We start from the raw sequence: 17,221 nt of genomic DNA on the forward strand, positions 1-17,221 counted from the left end.
CTACCTGCTGACTTTCCCCGTCCACAGGCCCATCGGAGTTATCCACAGTTATCCACAGGGCCCGACTCCACCCTGGGGACAAGTCGACAACGCATCCCGCTCCAGTCGACAAATCGCTGCACTCGGCGTGACCCCCTCCACAGGGCCGATATGTGGCCCTGCCACCTTCCCGTCACCCGCATTTCATCGAGCAACTCGTTGGAGCGAGCAATTCCCACCCGAATGAGTTGGTTGGAGAGGTTTGCGAGAAGAATCCGGCAACTCGACCCCACGCCGAGTAATGATCACTTCCGTAATCCACAGTTTCTTCGCACAGCCTGTGGATAACTTTTTCCCTCAAGGGCACCCCTGTGGACAACGAGGAACCAAGTCCCGCAGCCCACAAAGGACATGGGTCAATTCCGGCCGCCGCGAGATGCTCCTTTCCGGGGAACGAAACCGTCGCGATTGACGACGGAACGGGCTTAGGGCAGGCCCACCCCATACTCCACCAAAACCTCCAAACAGGGACAAAGGGCGGCGCAACGCAAAATCAAGTGGCCGGGCGCCAGGTGGGCACCGGTAGCCTGGTGGGGTGATTGACCTTCGCCTGCTCCGTGAGGACCCCGACCGAGTGCGCGCCTCCCAGCGCGTCCGTGGAGAGGACGTCGAACTCGTCGACGCCCTGCTCTCCGCCGACGAGCGGCGCAGGTCGTCCGGCGCCCGCTTCGACGAGCTGCGCTCCGAGCAGAAGTCCCTCGGCAAGCTGATCCCCAAGGCCACCCCCGAGGAGCGCGCCGAGCTGCTCCAGCGGGCCGAGCAGCTGAAGGCCGACGTCAAGGCCGCCGACGCGGCCCAGCACGAGGCCGACGAAGAGACCCGCCGGCTCATGCTCCGCCTCGGCAACCTGGTCCACGAGGACGTCCCGGTCGGCGGCGAGGACGACTTCGTCGTCCTGGAGACCCACGGCACCGTCCGCGACTTCGCCGCCGAGGGCTTCGCCCCCAAGGACCACCTGGAGCTGGGCGAGGCCCTGGGCGCCATCGACGTCGAGCGCGGCGCCAAGGTGTCCGGATCGCGCTTCTACTACCTCACCGGCGTCGGCGCCCTGCTGGAGCTGGCCCTGGTCAACGCGGCGATCGCGCAGGCCACCGCGGCCGGCTTCACCCCGATGCTCACCCCCGCGCTGGTCCGCCCGCGCGCCATGGAGGGCACCGGCTTCCTCGGCCAGGCCGCCGAGAACGTCTACCACCTGGAGAAGGACGACTACTACCTGGTCGGCACCTCCGAGGTCCCGCTCGCCGCGTACCACATGGACGAGATCATCGACGCCGACAAGCTGCCCCTGCGGTACGCCGGCTTCTCGCCCTGCTTCCGCCGCGAGGCCGGCACGTACGGCAAGGACACCCGCGGCATCTTCCGGGTGCACCAGTTCGACAAGGTCGAGATGTTCTCGTACGTCGACCCGGCGGACGCGGAGGCCGAGCACAAGCGGCTGCTGGAGTGGGAGAAGCAGTGGCTGACCTCCCTCGAACTGCCCTTCCAGGTCATCGACGTCGCATCGGGCGACCTCGGCTCGTCCGCCTCGCGCAAGTTCGACTGCGAGGCGTGGATCCCGACCCAGGGCAAGTACCGCGAGCTGACCTCCGCGTCGAACTGCGACGGCTTCCAGGCCCGCCGCCTCTCGGTGCGGATGCGGGACGGCAAGAAGGTCCAGCCGCTCGCGACGCTCAACGGCACGCTGTGCGCCGTTCCGCGCACCATCGTCGCCATCCTGGAGAACCACCAGCTCGCCGACGGCTCGGTGCGGGTGCCCGAGGTGCTCCGCCCCTACCTCGGCGGGCGGGAGACCCTGGAGCCGATCGCCCGGTGAGCACCGCGACCGCTTTCCCGTACCGGCTGATCGCCACCGACCTGGACGGCACGCTGCTGCGCGAGGACGGCACCGTCTCCGCGCGCACGCGCGCCGCGCTGGCCGCCGCCACGGAGGCGGGCGCCGCACACATCGTCGTGACCGGCCGCGGCGTGCCCTGGACCCGCTACATACTCGACGACCTCGGCTACCGGGGCCTCGCGGTCTGCGGCCAGGGCGCGCAGGTGTACCACGCCGGTGAGCACCGGCTGCTGACGTCGCTCACCCTGGACCGCAAGATCGCCGCCATCGCGCTGGCCAAGCTGGAGGCCGAGGTCGGGCCGCTGGCGCTGGCGGCCAGCCGCGACGGGCTCGACGGCGACGTGCTGGTGAGCCCGGACTACGCGGCGCACGACGGCCCGCTGCCGTACGTGCCGCTCACCGACGTGGACGAGCTGTGGGCCCAGCCCCTGAACAAGCTCTACATACAGCACCCGACGCTCGACGACGACGCGCTGACGCAGATCGGCAAGGAGACGATCGGCGGCTTCGTGGACGTGGTCATGGCCGGCCCGGGCGTCGTGGAGATCATCCCGCTGGGGCTGACCAAGGCGACGGGCCTCTCGCTGGCCGCGCGCCGGCTGGGGATGCGCCCGACGGACACGATCGCCTTCGGGGACATGCCGAACGACATACCGATGTTCGGCTGGTCCGCGCACGGCGTGGCGATGGCGAACGCCCACACGGAGCTGAAGGCCGTGGCGGACGAGCTGACCCTGTCGAACGACGAGGACGGCATCGCCACGAAGCTGGAAGCCCTGCTCGCGGGCTGAGACGACGACCGCCCCCTGCTCGCGGTGCGCTCCGTACGCACCGGGGAAGGGGGCGGTCCGCGCTTGCGCGCGCTCGAAGCGACCGCCCCCTCGGGCACCGGCGTGGCGCGGGCAGCGGGTGAGACTGCTCCGCGGCCGGTCCACCGGCACCCAGTCGGGAACGGGACGGACCTTCTGAGGTCGACGTCCCGCTCCGCTCCCGGTAGGTGCACCGCCCGCACTGGTGTGCGCCCGGTGTCTTCACTCTCTCCCAACAACCCTTCTGCGTCACCTTATTTCCGGGTCGTACGGCCCGGTACCGGCCGGTCGTACGGGCTGGTCAAAGCCGGTCGTACGGGCTGGTCAAAGGCGGGAGAAGGGCGGGCGGGGCGAGGGCGGAGGCGGGTCGCCTCACTCCTCGCCGGCGAGCTTGAGGACGCGCAGCTTCTGCCCCGCGTACCAGGTCGCGCCCACGGTGACGACCGACAACAGCACCACGGCGAGCGGCAGTCCGACCGCCGAGCCGATCAGACCCTCGCCGGCGATCTTCTCCGCGAGCGCCAGCGACCACTGCTGCACGCTGAGCGTGCGGGCGCCGGAGACCAGGCTGCCGAAGATGCCCTCCCACACCAGCGCGTAGATCAGTCCGATGATGACGGCGTGCCGGCTGACGGTGCCCAGCAGCAGGAACATCGCGCTGTAGGCGATCGAGCCGAAGAGCGCGGCGACGGTGTAGGCGATCGCGATCTGCTGTCCGTTGCCGTTCAGGATGAAGCCGGCGATCAGGGTGGGGATCGCGGAGAACGCCATGGTGACGGCGATCGCCACGGTCAGCTTGGTGCAGATGATCGTGTGCCGCTTCACCGGCTTGGCCAGCAGGTAGACGATCGAGCCGTCGTCGATCTCCGGCCCGATGGCGCCGGTGCCGGCGATCACTCCGACGAGGGGCACCATCGTGGCGATGGCGAAGCCCGCGAGCAGGTCGTTGGCGACCTGGTCGTCCGCGCCCTGGAAGGCCCGCACGGCCACCGAGATGAGCAGCAGCAGGGCGGGCAGGATGAACAGGATCGCGGCCCGGCGCCGGCCGAGCACGGCCCGGTAGGTGAGCCGGGCGACGGTGGGGTGGTACATGACGTCACAGCTCCTTTCAGGCCGCTACGAGGTAGGAGAAGACCGATTCGAGGGATTCGTCGGACGGCGAGACCGTCAGCAGCCGGACCCCGTTGTCCCGGGCGACGCGCGGCAGCAGTTCGGTGAAGCGGCCGAAGTCGACGGCCTGGATGCGCAGCGCGCCCTCCCCGAGGTCCACCTCGATGCCCGCGGTCGACGGGTCGGCGATGAGCGCGGCGGCGAGCGCGCGGTCGTCGCTGGAGCGCACCAGGTAGCGGTGCGGGCGGTCCGTCATCAGCCGGCGGATCTTGCGGAAGTCCCCGGACGCGGCGTGCCGGCCGGCGACGATCACCTCGATGTGCGAGGCGAGTTGTTCGACCTCCTCCAGGATGTGGGAGGAGAAGAGCACCGTGCGGCCCGCGGCCCCCATGCTCCGCAGCAGCTCCATGAGCTGCATGCGCTGGCGCGGGTCCATGCCGTTGAAGGGCTCGTCGAGCAGCAGCACGGACGGCTCGTGGACGAGCGCGGAGGCCATCTTCACGCGCTGCCGCATGCCCTTGCTGTACGTGGCGATCTTGCGGTCCTGCGCGTACTCCATCTCGACGGTGGCGAGGGCGCGCCGGGCCTCCTTCTCGCCGAGGCCGTGCAGTTCGGCGTTGGCGACGACGAAGTCGCGGCCGGTGAGGAAGTCGTACATCGCCTCCCGCTCCGGCACCACGCCGATGTGCCGGTAGACGGACTCGTTGCGCCAGATCGGCTGGCCGTCGAGGGTGACGCTGCCCGTGGAGGGGGCGAGGAAGCCGCCCATCATGTTGATGAGGGTGGACTTGCCGGCGCCGTTGGGGCCGAGCAGTCCGGTGACGCCGGGGCCGATGTCCATGGTGACGTCGTTGACGGCGACCACGTTCCCGAACCACCGGGAGACGTGCTCGATGGAGATGGTGGTCACGGGCGCGGCCCACTCTCTTGAGGCTCTTGGGGCTCGGTGCGCCCCGGGCGGTTGGCGGCGGTCGCGGTCACAGGCCGGCCCTCCGGTAGCGGCGCATCAGCACCCCGTACGAACCGGCGACGAGCCCCAGCACGACCAGCAGGTAGAGCAGGCCGACGGCGGTGCTCGGGCCGTGCCCGCCGGGGAAGCCCGAGGAGGCGCCGAGCAGCGCGGTCTGCACGCCGTCGATCAGGCTGATGGGCGAGAACAGGCCGAACCACTGGATCGTGCCGGTGGATTCGGTGCTGTAGGCGATGGCCTGGACCGTGGAGACGGCGCCGTACGTGATCGTCAGGGTCGCGATGATCGCGGCCACGCCGAAGCCGCGGCGGGGCGTGAGGGCGGCGATCACCAGGCCGAGCCCGGCGAAGAGGACCGACAGGAGAGCGACGGAGACCATGCCCTGGGCGAACCATTTCGTCTGGTCGGCGAAGTCCATCTTGGCGAGCAGCGAGCCCGCGTAGAGGACCAGCAGCGGTGAGGCGGTGAGGACGAAGAGGGCCGAGGCCATCGCGGCGTACTTCGCGAGGACGTAGTCGACCCGCTCGATCGGGCGGGAGAAGTACAGGGGGACCGTCTTGAACCGCAGGTCGCGGGAGACGGACTGGGGCGCCTGGGCGGCCAGGAAGAGCCCGATGACGGCCTGGGTGACCAGGGCGTAGTTGGTGTAGTCGAGCGGGAGCTTGGACGCCTTGGTGGCGACGGCGACCGCGACGATGATGGCCGCGGGCAGGCACATCACCGCGAAGAGGATCATCGGCAGCACCTTGGACTTGGCGGAGCGGCCGAGTCCGTAGGCGCCGCGCAGGGACTGCGAGAAGAGCGAGCGGCGCGCGTAGGCGCGGCCGAGGCGCTGACCGTCGTAGTGGCGGTAGCCGATGTTGTGGATGCGGGCGGACTCGGGGGCCGCGCCGGGGGTGTGGGTGCTCATCGGGGCTGCCCCATCGTGCTGGAAGCGGTGGAGGGCGCGGTCGCGGTCCCGGTCTCGACGTCCGCCGGGACGGCCGCGTCGGGCGCCGCTGCGGTGCGGGTCGCGGGCCCGGACTGGAAGACCTCGGCGATGTGGTGGCGGCGCTGTTCCATCCGTACGAGACCGAGGCCGAGGTCGGCGACGGTGTCGCGCACCACGTCGTACGTCTGCTCGCTCTCCGCTTCGAGCAGCAGGATGTGGCCGGCGCCGGGCAGCCCGTCCTCGGTGTGCGCGTGCAGGGGGACGCCGGCCGCGGCGAGGCGCTCGCGCAGGGCGGCGGTGCCGTCGGGGTGCTCGTCGGAGTCCGTGACCTCGACCGCGAGGGTGGTCGTGGTGCGGGTGAAGTCGCTGGTGGAGCTGGAGCGCAGCAGGGTGCCGCCGTCGATGACGACGACGTGGTCACAGGTGCGTTCGAGCTCGCCGAGGAGGTGCGAGGTCACCAGGACCGAGATGCCGAAGTCCGTGTGGACGCGTCGGATCAGCCCCAGCATCTCGTCCCGGCCGACCGGGTCGAGGCCGTTGGTCGGCTCGTCCAGGAGGACCAGCTTGGGGTCGTGGACGAGGGCTTGGGCGAGCTTCACCCGCTGCTTCATGCCGGTCGAGTAGCCGCCGATGGGGCGGTACCGCTCCTCGTAGAGGCCGACGTGGCGCAGGGTGTCCGCGGTGCGTTCGCGGGCGGCGGTCGGCGGGAGGCCGGACATGCGCGCCATGTGCACGACGAACTCGGTGGCCGACACGTCCGGGGGCAGGCAGTCGTGTTCGGGCATGTAGCCCACCTGCTCGCGGATGGCGCTGCCGTGGGTGGCCACGTCGAGGCCGAGCACGGCGGCGCGTCCCTCGGTGGCCGGGGACAGACCCAACAGGATCTTGATCATCGTGGACTTGCCGGCTCCGTTGGCGCCCACCAGCCCGGTCACGCCGGGGCCGATGTCCAAGGAGAGCCGGTCAAGCGCGGTCACCCTGGGGAACCGCTTACTCAAACCTTCGGTCGCGATCACACTCGTCACAGGTTCGACCGTAGTGGCCGGGACGGCGGGGGTCGTCAGCCTGGGCGGTCGGTTCCGCGTACGCCTCCAGGGGGAGTTCCCCGTAGGGGTGGCCTACGAAAGTGGACGGCCGGGGTGGTGCGGGCGCCGCCCTTTGTCATCCGAAGGACGTCGTTCCGACGTCGCGGGTTGTGCGCGCGGCCGGCGGGGACCGTTCGGTGCGGGTGGTCGGTGGGGAGTTTTCCACAGGCTGGTGCACGGCCCTTGACGCAGCCGTCGAGCATTGTCACATTCATCAGTGGCACGGTGTGGGTCATGTTACGGACGCGTAGGGCTACGGTCCGTGGGCAGTTGCCCTTCGACGAGCCTTGGCAGGTCTTTACGGGTCTTTACAGGTCTTTACGGGTGAGGGGGCTGTGCCATGGCTTCGGTGGTGACGTCGGCGGCGCCGAGGGCGACGTCGGGCGGGCCGGGCGCGGAGCTGCGCGGCTTCAAGGAGGTGCAGCGCCTGGCGTACGACTGCGCGGAGGCGGTGGCCGCCCAGTTGAAGCCGGGGGTGACCGAGCGGGAGGCGGCCCGGATGCAGCGGGAGTGGCTGCGGCGCCGCGGCGTGCGGGACTGGTTCCACCTCCCGTTCGCCTGGTTCGGCGACCGCACGGCCTTCGCCGGCTTCCGGATACCGCTGCAGTTCTTCCCCACGGACCGGGCGTTGGAGGCGGGGATGCCGTTCATCCTCGACATGGCTCCGGTGCACCGCGGCTTCACCGCCGACGTGGGCTACTCGGGCTGCCTCGGCCCCAGCCCGCTGCACGACAAGCTGGTGACGGACCTGCGCGAGCACCGCGAGTTGATCCTGCGCGAGGTGCGCGAGCGCCGCTCGCTACGGGAGATCTACGAGGACGTGGACCGCCTCATGGTCCGCCAGGGGTACGCCAATCGTCACCGCGCCTATCCGTTCGGCGTGATCGCGCACAAGGTGGACCGGGTGCGGGAGCGGCGCTGGGCGCCCACCGCCTTCGGGTTCGGTACGCAGGCGCTGAAGGGCCTGTTGAGCGACGCGGTCCGCGGCCACCGGGAGGGCTGGTCCCCGCTCTGGAGCCCGTACCGCTTCTCGGACCACCCGCCGAAGCCGGGGCTGTGGGCGGTGGAGCCGCACCTCGGATTCCGGGGCACAGGCGCGAAGTTCGAGGAGCTGCTGGTCGTCACCGACTCCAAGGACCCGCTGGAGAGCGCCTTCTGGCTGGACGACGACCTGCCGCACGTGCGCCGCTGGGCGGCGTGAGAGCGGGGCGTACCGCAGTCGGGGCATGCCAGCGGGCACGGCACGGCAAGACGGGACAGACGGCAGGACAGGACAGGCAGCAGGTCAGGGCAGCGAGGGAAGCGTGGGGCGCATGAGCGACGAAGCGATGGGCGCGGACATTCCGGGAGCCCGCGAGCGTTGGGTCCGTACGGGCGGGATCGAGTTGTGCGTCGCCGAGTTGGGCGCGCCGGAGCAGCCCACGGTGGTGCTCCTGCACGGCTATCCCGACAGCAAGGAGGTCTGGTCCGAGGTCGCCCGCCGACTCGTCGACGACCACGGCCTGCACGTGGTGCTGTACGACGTGCGGGGCCACGGCCGGTCGTCCGCACCGAAGCCGTTGCGCGGCGGCTTCACGCTGGAGAAGCTGACGGACGACTTCCTCGCCGTCGTCGACGAGGTGAGCCCGGACCGGCCGGTGCACCTGGTCGGGCACGACTGGGGCTCGGTGCAGTCCTGGGAGTTCGTCACCGTCCCGCGGACCGAGGGCAAGATCGCCTCCTTCACCTCGATCTCCGGCCCCTCGCTCGACCACTTCGGCCAGTGGATCAAGAAGCGGATGCGGCGCCCCACCCCGCGCCGGGTGGGCCAGCTGCTGGGCCAGGGCGCCAGGTCCTGGTACGTGTACGCGCTGCACGCCCCGGCGCTGCCGGAGCTGCTGTGGCGCGGCCCCCTCGGCCGGGCGTGGCCGAAGGTCCTGGAGCGGATGGAGAAGCCGCCGACGGACGGCTATCCGACCGCCTCCCTGCCCGAGGACGCGGCGCACGGCGCCTGGCTCTACCGCGACAACGTCCGGGCCCGCCTGCTGCGCCCCCGCTCCGACGCGTACGCGCACGTACCGGTCCAGCTGATCACCCCGACCGGTGACGCCTTCCTGTCCCCGCGGCTGTACGACGAGTTGGGCGAGTGGGCCCCACGGCTGACCCGGCGCTCCCTGCCCGGGCGGCACTGGGTCCCGCGCTCCCGCCCGGACCGACTGGCCGCATGGGTGGCCGACTTCGTCCACACCCACGAGGACAGCCCCACGGGCACGGGAGGGACGGCCGTGGGCACCGCCGCGGCGCCCGTCGTCCGCAGTGCGTACGGCGAGCGGTTCGGCGGCCAGCTCGTCCTGATCACGGGCGCGGCCAGCGGCATCGGGCGGGCCACGGCCTTCGCGTTCGCCGAGGCGGGCGCCCGGATCGTGGCCGTGGACCGGGACGCGGACGGGGCGGCGCGGACCGCCGAGATGTGCCGGCTGATCGGCGCGCCCGCGGCCTGGGGCGAGGTGGTCGACGTCGGCGACGAGGAGGCGATGGAGAAGCTGGCCGAGAAGGTCGCCACCGAGTACGGCGTGGTGGACGTCCTCGTCAACAACGCCGGCATCGGCCTGTCGGGCTCCTTCCTGGACACCTCTCCCGACGACTGGCGCAAGGTCCTCGACGTCAATCTGTGGGGCGTGATCCACGGCTGTCGCCTCTTCGCCCGGCAGATGGCGGAGCGCGGCCAGGGCGGCCACGTCGTCAACGTGGCGTCGGCCGCGGCCTTCCAGCCGTCGAAGGCGCTGCCCGCGTACAGCACGTCGAAGGCGGCGGTCCTGATGCTCAGCCAGTGCCTGCGGGCCGAGCTGGCGGGCCGGGGCATCGGGGTGTCCGCGATCTGCCCCGGCATCGTCAACACCAACATCACGTCCACCGCCCGGTTCGCCGGGGTCGACGCGGCGGAGGAGCAGCGCCGGCAGCGGCGCAGCTCCCGGCTGTACGGCCTGCGGAACTACCCGCCGGAGAAGGTGGCCGACGCGATCCTCGCCGCGGTGGTGCACGACCGGGCGGTGGTGCCGGTGACCCCGGAGGCGCGGGGCGCGCTGTGGATGTCCCGGTTCGCCCCGCGGGCGCTGCGCGGGGTCGCCCGATTGGAGCCGCCGCTGTGAGGCCCGGGGAGTACCGGATCGAGGACCTGGCGCACCACAGCGGTGCCACGGTCCGGACGATCCGCGCCTATCAGGACCGCGGTCTGCTGCCGAAGCCGGAGCGGCGGGGCCGGTCCAACGTGTACGGCACGGCCCATCTGGCGCGGCTCCGGCAGATCGCCGACCTGCTCGACCGCGGCTACACCCTCGCCTCCATCAAGGAACTGCTGGAGGCGTGGGACACCGGCCGCGGCCTCGGCGGAGTGCTGGGCCTCGTCGCCGAGGTGCACGGCCCGTGGACGGACGAGCAGGCCGCCCGGATCACCCGCGCCGAACTCGCCGCGACGTTCGGCGGCGGCCCGGACGAGGAGGCCGTGGCGGAAGCGGTCGAGCTGGGCGTCCTGGAACCGGTCCCGGGCCGCGAGGACGAGTTCCTGGTGCCGAGCCCCCAGGAGCTGGCGGTGGCCGCCGAGTTGCACGCCGCGGGCGTACCGCTGTCCGCAATCTCCGGTCACCTGCGGGAGCTTCGCGGCCAGGTCGAGCACATCGCGTCCCGCTTCCTGGAGTTCACGACGGAACATGTCTTCGCCCGCTACCTGGGTCATCGCCCGCCGAACGACGCGGATGCGGACGAAGCCGCGTCCCTGGTCCGCCGACTGCGCCCGCTCGCCCAACAGACGGTGGACGCCGAACTGGCCCGCGCGATGCGCACGTTCGCCACCCGCCACCTCCACCGCCACCTGACCGCGGACGCCCCGACCCCGACACCCACCCAGGCACCGGCGCCACGCGCCGTCGCCCTGCCGCCCGAGACGATCCGCGCCGTGAGGAGCCTGGTTGGCGCAGAGCACGTGGCGGCGTTCGTCACGGCGGCGACCGAACGGGAGGTGCAGGCCAGGATGTTGGACGCACTGACCATAAGGTCGTTCACTGGTCACGAAGTTACACAAAACGGCGTCGACGCAGAGTAGTTGTCCACAGAATCGCCAATTACCCTGTGGATAACTCCTGTTGGCTGTGGATCAAACCTCTGCGCGAAAAGAGTTTCTCTGCGACTCAGATCGCGATGAGCCGGACTCGGCCGTCGCAGAGCCTGGCCATGTCGTCGACGTCCGAAGTGAGGATGGCCACCGGGCCAGGCTGGCGCAGCGCCATCTCCGCCACGGTCGCATCGATCGCGTACTTGTGACCGTGCAGGCCGGCCTGCTTCAGCAGCCTGGCCGCGCTCTTGGCGGCCTGCTCGGTGACCGGCTCCACCTTGACCCGGGACAGCGTCCAGTTCAGCCGGGCCTCGTTCACCCGTGCGTGAGTGACCTCCACGATGGTGTTCGCGCCGACGACGAGGTCGGCTCCCATGGTGTTGAACACATGGAGCATCGCCAGGACCTCGCGGTCCTGCGTGAGCCAGGCGGAGACTCCCTGGGAGTCCAGCACGACGGTTTCGAAGCGCTCGGTCACGCGGCGCTCGCCGAATCAGCCGACCCGTCGGGACCGAAGATCCTGGCGTGCGCTGCGGACATCTCGTCGTCGCTGAACGCCCCGTGCTCTTCTTGGTAGCGACGGAGGTCGTCCGCGAGCAGTTGGTGTCGGATCTGACGGGCGACCGCCTCCGCAACGTACCCGGAGACGTTGTCCGTGAGCTTCCTGAGCTCGGCCACCTGCTCCGTCGGGAGCGTGACGGTGATGCGCGTGGTTGCTGACATAAGGGAAGCATACTGCGGTATGCAAGTCGCTGAGCAGCCTTCCCGGAGAGGGCGTACCGCAGCCACGTAGCCTCGGTGCCATGAGTCAGCGTCTGAGCACCGTGATCCTGCCCGTACGCCGCTGGAGCGAGGGCGGGCGGGACCAGTGGACCCGCGCCGAGGCGCTGGGCTTCCACACCGCGTACACCTACGACCACCTCACGTGGCGCGCCTTCCGCGACGGCCCCTGGTTCGGCGCGCTCCCGACCCTGACGGCCGCCGCGACCGCCACGGACCGGCTGCGCCTGGGCACGCTCGTCACCTCGCCGAACTTCCGGCACCCCGTGACCCTCGCCAAGGAGCTGATGACGCTCGACGACGTCTGCGGCGGGCGACTCACCCTCGGCATCGGCGCGGGCGGCGACGGCTTCGACGCGACCGCGCTCGGGCAGGAGGCGTGGACCCCGCGGCAGCGGGCCGACCGGTTCGCGGAGTTCGTCCCGCTCCTCGACCGCCTGCTCACGGAGGAGGCGGTCACCCACGAGGGCACCCACTACTCCGCGCACGAGGCGCGGGCGCTCCCCGGCTGCGTGCAGCGCCCGCGCGTCCCGTTCGCGGTCGCCGCGACCGGCCCGCGCGGCATGCGGCTGGCCGCGCGGCACGGACAGGCGTGGGTCACCACGGGCGACCCGAAGATCGGCCGCAGCGGCGGCACGCCCGAGGAGTCCCTCCGGGCGGTGGGCGCGCAGGTGCGCCGCCTCGGCGAGGCGTGCGAGGAGGCCGGCCGGGACGTGCGCGACCTGGACAAGGTCCTCCTCACCGGCTTCACACCGGACCACGGCCGGATGCTGGAGTCCCTGGACGCGTTCGTCGACTTCGCGGGCGGGCACTTCGCGCTGGGGATCCACGAGATCGTGATCCACGCGCCGATCGCGGATTCGGAGTTCGCGGCGGACGAGGCGGTCTTCGAGAAGATCGCCACGGACGCGCTCGCCCAACTGCGCTGACCGCGCTCCGTCGTGCCTGCCGGGCGCCCAAGCCCCGGGTCCGTGCGGCCCCAGCTCCCCCTGCCGTACCCGGGCCTCCGCGCCCCGGAGGTGGGCTGCTCGGGCAGCGCCCCACGTTGTGGTGGATCGCGCAGTTCCCCGCGGCCCTCGAACTCCACGCCCCACGAGCGTGCCGGGCGCACCGCCCACGGCCCGCAGCCGGGAGGGGGTTGGGGGCGCGGGGAACTGCGCGACAAGCCACGGACAAGCCGCAGAGGCCAACGCCCCGGCAAGGAAACCGTGGGCCCGCCCGGGCACGGCAGTCCGGCAGCCGCGCCGTGGGCCGCGCGCACCCGCACCAAGGCCAGCCGCCGGCGCAGCGCACCGCACTCATGTGTGCAACCACTCGCACGTCCGTGCGGTAGGTGCGCAAGAATGCATGAGTGACCCCTGCAACCGATGCCCCCGCGCCCCGGCTCATCGCCACGGATCTGGACGGCACGCTGCTGCGCGACGACAAGTCCGTCTCCGAACGCACCGTCGCCGCGCTCGCCGCCGCCGAGGACGCCGGCATCGAGGTCTTCTTCGTCACCGGCCGGCCGGCGCGCTGGATGGAGGTCGTCAGCGCGCACGTGCACGGCCACGGCCTGGCGATCTGTGCCAACGGCGCCGCCGTCGTCGACCTGCACTCCGGCGGCCGGCTGCTCCAGACGCACCCCCTGGAGCGCCCCACCGCGCTCGACGTCGTCGACGCGCTGCGCGCCGCCGCGCCCGGCACCACGTTCGCCGTGGAGACGACCGCGGGGTTCCACCACGAGCCGGCCTACCCCCCGCTGTTCAGCCACGACGCCGGCACGATCGTCGCCGCCGCCGAGAAGCTGCTGCACGTCGAGACCGGCGCCGGCGCCCCCGTGCTCAAGCTGCTCGCCCACCACCGCGAGCTGACCCCGGACGCCTTCCTCGACCTGGCCCGTACGCACGCCGGCTCGCTCGCCTCCCTCACCCGCTCCAGCCCCAGCGCGCTGCTGGAGATCAGCGGTCCGGGCGTGAGCAAGGCCAGCACCCTCGCGCTGTGCTGCGCCGAGCGCGGCATCTCGGCCGCGGAGGTCGTCGCCTTCGGGGACATGCCGAACGACGTGGACATGCTGCGCTGGGCCGGCACCTCGTACGCCATGGGCAACGCCCACCCCGACGTGCTGGCCGCCGCGTCCGGCCGCACCGTGGCCAACAACGAGGACGGCGTCGCGGTCGTCATCGAGCGGATCCTGCACGACCTGCCGTGAGCCGGCGGGGCAAGGGGCCGTAAGGCCCGGTCAGTCCCCCGCCGACCCCAACCGCACCCCGCGCTCCCGCAGCCACGCCGCCGGGTCCACGCCCGAGCCCAGGTACGGCGTGAGCCGCACCTCGAAGTGCAGGTGCGGCCCGGTCGAGTTGCCCGTGGAGCCGGCGAGCCCGATCAGTTGGCCGGCGGCCACGGGGTCGCGCTGGTCCACGGCGACCGACGACAGGTGCGCGTACTGCGTGTAGTAACCGCCGGGGTGCTCGACGACGATCTCGATCCCGAAGGCGCCCCCGCACGAGACGGAACGCACCCGACCGGCACCCGCCGAGCGCACCGGGGTGCCGATGTCCACGGCGAAGTCCTGGCCGGTGTGCCGGTTCGCCCAGCGCGCGCCGCCGCTGCCGAAGCCCGCGGACAGCACGTACTCCGCCACCGGCGCCACCCACCCGGCGCCCGCGCCGACCGGGTCCGGGGCCGGCTCCGTGGACCGGACCGCCCCGGGGCACGAGCCCGCGGCGACCCGGTCGTCCGCCTCGCCCTGGAGGGTCCAGCGGGCCTTCTCCAGCTTGGTCTCCAGGCCCGCCTTCACCTTCGCCAGCTTCTCCTTGCGCTCGTCGAGGTCGTGCCAGGCCCGGCGCGCCCGGTCCTCCGCGGCCACCAGCTGCCGCTCCGCCTGCCGCGCGCTGCCGAGGAGCTGCCGTACGGCGTTCTCGGCCTGCCGGGCGAGCCGCCGCAGCCGCATCAGCTCGTCGGGGTCCCGGCTGAGCAGCAGTTGCGCGGTGGCGGTGAGCTGACCGCCCGTGCGGTACTGCTCGCGGGCGACCGCGCCGACGGCGTCGTGGATCGCGGCCACTTCCTTGCGCTGCCGCTCGATCTCGCCCTGGAGCCGGATCGCCTCCCTCCGGCGCTCCTCGGCCTGCCGCAGGCTCTTCTCGTACGCGGCGGTGACCTTCGCCGCCTCCTCGAACAGCCGGGCCGTCTCGGCGGTGGTGTCGGCGGCGGGCCCGTGCGACGGCTTCCGGGCCGACGGCGGGGACGGTGCCGGGGGCTTCGGGGCGGCCTCGGGTGCGGTGGCGGCAGCCGGGACCAGCGCCGCCTGCCGCACCGGACCGGCCGACGGCACCGGGGACGGCGACGGTGGAGGAGCGGCGGCGGACGGGGGCGGCGACTCGTCGACCGCTTCGGACACCCCGGAAGCGCCGGCGGCCCCGGCAGGCGTCAGCAGCACGTACGGCACCACCACGAGGGCGAGCAACGGCGACCGGCATCTTCGGGACATGCTCGGGATGGTCACCCGGCCCCCGCCCGAATCCGGGGACCGCGGAAGGTCGTACGGCCACCCGGCCCAGCAAAAACCCCCAGGCCACGGACAATCGCCCCACCCCCGGCGCAGCCCGGGCCCTGGAACGGGCCCGGAAAGTCCCGCCCGGCCCGCACCGCTCCGGCTCGCCCCTAGGGCCGCTCGCTTGGATCTTGCTGGGCTCGCCCAGCCCGATCCAAACGAAAGACCCTAGAGCGGGGCCTCCCACCGGACCGTCGTGCCGCGCCCGTCCGTCCCGATGCCCGGCCCGCACGCGCTCGACCCGCCCAGCGACTCGGCCCGGCGCGCGAGGTTGCGCAGCCCGCTGCGCCGGCCGCCGTCCGGGATGCCGACCCCGTCGTCGGCCACCGTCAGCCGTACGCCGTCCGCACCGTCCGGCAGCCGTACGGTCGCGTCCACCACGACCTCGATGCGCGAGGCATCCGCGTGCCGGAAGGCGTTCGACAGGGCCTCCCGCAACGCCGCGATCAGGTTCTTCCCGGTGAGTTCGCCGACGAGGGCGTCCACCGCGCCCACGAACCGGTGTCCCGGCTTGAACCCCAGCGGCACCGCCGCCATGTTGATCTCGCGCAGCACCCGCGTCCGCAGCCCGGACGGCGCCTCCGCCGGGCTCTGTTGCAGGGCGAAGATCGCCGTGCGGATCTCCTGGATCGTCACGTCCAACTCGTCGACCGCCTTGCCGACGCCGTCCTGGAGCGCGGGCACGACCGAGCGGCGCTGGGCGCCCTCCAGCATCAGCCCGGTCGCGAACAGCCGTTGGATGACCAGGTCGTGCAGGTCGCGGGCGATCCGGTCGCGGTCCTCGAAGACGGCGAGCCGCTCCCGGTCGCGCTGCGCCTCCGCCATGATCAGCGCCAGGGCGGCCTGCGAGGCGAACTGGCTGGCGAGGGTCCGTTCGGCCTCCGTGAACTGCTTCCCGCCGCGCCGCCGCGGGGTGGCGAGCGCTCCCAGCACCCGCCCGCCGCTCTGCAACGGCAGCATCATGCACGGCCCGTACCGCCCGGCGACCTTGGTGATGATCCGCGGATCGCTGGCCGCGTCGGCGACGAAGACCGCCTCGCCGGCGAGCAGTTGCGCGATCACCGGGCTCTCCGGGGGCATCACCTCGCCCAGGAACGTCGTGGGCTGTTCGGAGGCGACGGCGGCGATCTCCAGACCGCCCTCCTCGGCGGGGAGCAGCACGATGCCGGCCGCGGAGTCGGCGAGCCTGCGGGCCTGTTCGGCGACGACGGTCAGGGCGTCCTCGGCGTCGCCGCCGGACAGCAGGGCGGTGGTGACGGCGACCGAGCCGTCGATCCAGCGTTCGCGCTGCCGGGCGGCCTCGTACAGCCGGGCGTTGCCGATGGCGATGCCGGCTTCGGTGGCGAGGACGCGCACCATGTGCAGGTCGTCGTCGTTGAACTCGGCCCCGCCGCGCTTCTCCGCGAGGTAGAGGTTGCCGAAGATCTCGCCCTGGACGCGGATCGGCACGCCGAGGAAGGTGCGCATCGGCGGATGGCCGGGCGGGAAGCCGGCGGCGCGCGGATCGGACGTCAGGTCCGCGAGCATCACCGGGACGGGGTCGTGGATCAGCGCGCCGAGCAGTCCCCGGTGGCCGTCGGGGCGGTGGCCGATCAGGGCGGCGACCTCGTCGTCGATGCCGTGGGTGACGAAGTCGGAGAGGCCTCGGCCCTCCTCGTCGACGACGCCGATCGCGGCGTAGCGGGCGTCGGCCAGCTCCGCCGCGGTCTCGCAGATCCGGTCCAGGGTGGTGTGCAGCTCCAGGCCGGTGCCGACGGAGCGCATCGCCTCCAGGAGCTGGGGGACCCGGGCGGTCAGCTCGGTGGACAGGCCCTGGAGGCTGCGGGTGGCGCGCGTCGCGGCCTCCAGCGGGTCCCGTGCGCCGGGGCCGATGCCCGAGCCGGCGTCCGGACCGGCCTGCGGGGCGGCGTCCTGCTCCGTTCTTCCGGACGCCGGTGGTCCGCCGCGCCCGTCCGGATCCGGGGCCTCCGGCGACGCCCCGGATCCGGTCGGTTCCACCGCGTCCTTCGGTTCGGGCACTGTCATGGCCTTGAGCCTAGTAATT

General features: G+C 72.2%; 15 protein-coding genes. 7 read left to right on the forward strand and 8 right to left on the reverse strand.

Annotated elements, in window-relative coordinates:
• The first annotated feature begins 574 nt into the window (after nt 1-574).
• Together serS and AB0E05_RS06285 are read left to right on the forward strand one after the other, a co-directional pair.
• Nucleotides 575-1,852, forward strand: a complete 1,278-nt coding sequence (serS, locus tag AB0E05_RS06280) for a serine--tRNA ligase (protein ID WP_361959599.1) — start codon at nt 575-577, stop codon at nt 1,850-1,852.
• Complete coding sequence (locus tag AB0E05_RS06285) at nt 1,849-2,664, forward strand: Cof-type HAD-IIB family hydrolase (RefSeq protein ID WP_361959603.1); 816 nt, start codon at nt 1,849-1,851, stop codon at nt 2,662-2,664. Before serS ends, AB0E05_RS06285 begins: the two co-directional genes overlap by 4 nt.
• Before the next feature lie 390 nt (nt 2,665-3,054).
• Here the strand turns inward: AB0E05_RS06285 and AB0E05_RS06290 are convergent, their stop codons facing one another.
• From AB0E05_RS06290 to AB0E05_RS06305, 4 genes are all read right to left on the reverse strand, one after another.
• On the reverse strand, nt 3,055-3,774 hold the full coding sequence (locus tag AB0E05_RS06290) for an ABC transporter permease (RefSeq protein ID WP_361959606.1): 720 nt from the start codon (nt 3,772-3,774) through the stop codon (nt 3,055-3,057).
• Between the two features lie 16 nt (nt 3,775-3,790).
• The gene (locus AB0E05_RS06295) at nt 3,791-4,702 is read right to left on the reverse strand and encodes an ABC transporter ATP-binding protein (protein WP_361959609.1); all 912 of its coding nucleotides are present in this window, start codon (nt 4,700-4,702) and stop codon (nt 3,791-3,793) included.
• Between the two features lie 67 nt (nt 4,703-4,769).
• Nucleotides 4,770-5,672, reverse strand: coding sequence for an ABC transporter permease (locus tag AB0E05_RS06300; protein ID WP_361959612.1), 903 nt, complete (start codon nt 5,670-5,672; stop codon nt 4,770-4,772).
• Nucleotides 5,669-6,709, reverse strand: a complete 1,041-nt coding sequence (locus AB0E05_RS06305) for an ABC transporter ATP-binding protein (protein WP_361959914.1) — start codon at nt 6,707-6,709, stop codon at nt 5,669-5,671. Before AB0E05_RS06305 ends, AB0E05_RS06300 begins: the two co-directional genes overlap by 4 nt.
• A 409-nt stretch (nt 6,710-7,118) precedes the next feature.
• On the opposite strand from AB0E05_RS06305, the gene AB0E05_RS06310 reads away from it, so the two are divergent.
• The 3 genes from AB0E05_RS06310 to AB0E05_RS06320 all read left to right on the forward strand — a co-directional run bounded on the left by AB0E05_RS06310 (nt 7,119) and on the right by AB0E05_RS06320 (nt 10,856).
• Nucleotides 7,119-7,979: a M24 family metallopeptidase gene (locus AB0E05_RS06310; protein ID WP_361959615.1), complete on the forward strand. Its 861-nt coding sequence runs from the start codon at nt 7,119-7,121 to the stop codon at nt 7,977-7,979.
• Nucleotides 7,980-8,091: 112 nt separating this feature from the next.
• A complete protein-coding gene (locus tag AB0E05_RS06315) occupies nt 8,092-9,906 on the forward strand; it encodes an SDR family oxidoreductase (protein WP_361959618.1) in 1,815 nt (604 codons plus the stop codon).
• Nucleotides 9,903-10,856, forward strand: coding sequence for a MerR family transcriptional regulator (locus tag AB0E05_RS06320; protein ID WP_361959621.1), 954 nt, complete (start codon nt 9,903-9,905; stop codon nt 10,854-10,856). Before AB0E05_RS06315 ends, AB0E05_RS06320 begins: the two co-directional genes overlap by 4 nt.
• Before the next feature lie 85 nt (nt 10,857-10,941).
• Here AB0E05_RS06320 and AB0E05_RS06325 read toward each other — a convergent pair whose 3' ends face one another.
• Together AB0E05_RS06325 and AB0E05_RS06330 are read right to left on the reverse strand one after the other, a co-directional pair.
• Nucleotides 10,942-11,343 carry a DNA-binding protein gene (locus tag AB0E05_RS06325; protein ID WP_361959624.1) on the reverse strand — a complete coding sequence of 134 codons (402 nt, stop codon included), beginning with the start codon at nt 11,341-11,343 and terminating at the stop codon, nt 10,942-10,944.
• Nucleotides 11,340-11,588: a type II toxin-antitoxin system CcdA family antitoxin gene (locus tag AB0E05_RS06330; RefSeq protein WP_361959627.1), complete on the reverse strand. Its 249-nt coding sequence runs from the start codon at nt 11,586-11,588 to the stop codon at nt 11,340-11,342. The genes AB0E05_RS06325 and AB0E05_RS06330 overlap by 4 nt, the downstream gene beginning before the upstream one ends.
• A gap of 80 nt (nt 11,589-11,668) precedes the next feature.
• On the opposite strand from AB0E05_RS06330, the gene AB0E05_RS06335 reads away from it, so the two are divergent.
• Both AB0E05_RS06335 and AB0E05_RS06340 read left to right on the forward strand, forming a co-directional pair.
• The gene (locus AB0E05_RS06335) at nt 11,669-12,574 is read left to right on the forward strand and encodes an LLM class flavin-dependent oxidoreductase (RefSeq protein WP_361959630.1); all 906 of its coding nucleotides are present in this window, start codon (nt 11,669-11,671) and stop codon (nt 12,572-12,574) included.
• 422 nt (nt 12,575-12,996) lie between these two features.
• Nucleotides 12,997-13,836 (forward strand): Cof-type HAD-IIB family hydrolase, encoded by an 840-nt coding sequence (locus AB0E05_RS06340; RefSeq protein ID WP_361959633.1) that lies wholly within the window; start codon nt 12,997-12,999, stop codon nt 13,834-13,836.
• A 30-nt stretch (nt 13,837-13,866) separates the two neighbouring features.
• Here AB0E05_RS06340 and AB0E05_RS06345 read toward each other — a convergent pair whose 3' ends face one another.
• Both AB0E05_RS06345 and AB0E05_RS06350 read right to left on the reverse strand, forming a co-directional pair.
• Nucleotides 13,867-15,114 carry a peptidoglycan DD-metalloendopeptidase family protein gene (locus AB0E05_RS06345; protein WP_361959636.1) on the reverse strand — a complete coding sequence of 416 codons (1,248 nt, stop codon included), beginning with the start codon at nt 15,112-15,114 and terminating at the stop codon, nt 13,867-13,869.
• Nucleotides 15,115-15,345: 231 nt separating this feature from the next.
• On the reverse strand, nt 15,346-17,202 hold the full coding sequence (locus AB0E05_RS06350; protein ID WP_361959639.1) for a GAF domain-containing protein: 1,857 nt from the start codon (nt 17,200-17,202) through the stop codon (nt 15,346-15,348).
• Nucleotides 17,203-17,221 lie beyond the last annotated feature (19 nt).

This window comes from Streptomyces sp. NPDC048057 (assembly GCF_040653095.1).
GTDB lineage: Bacteria > Actinomycetota > Actinomycetes > Streptomycetales > Streptomycetaceae > Streptomyces.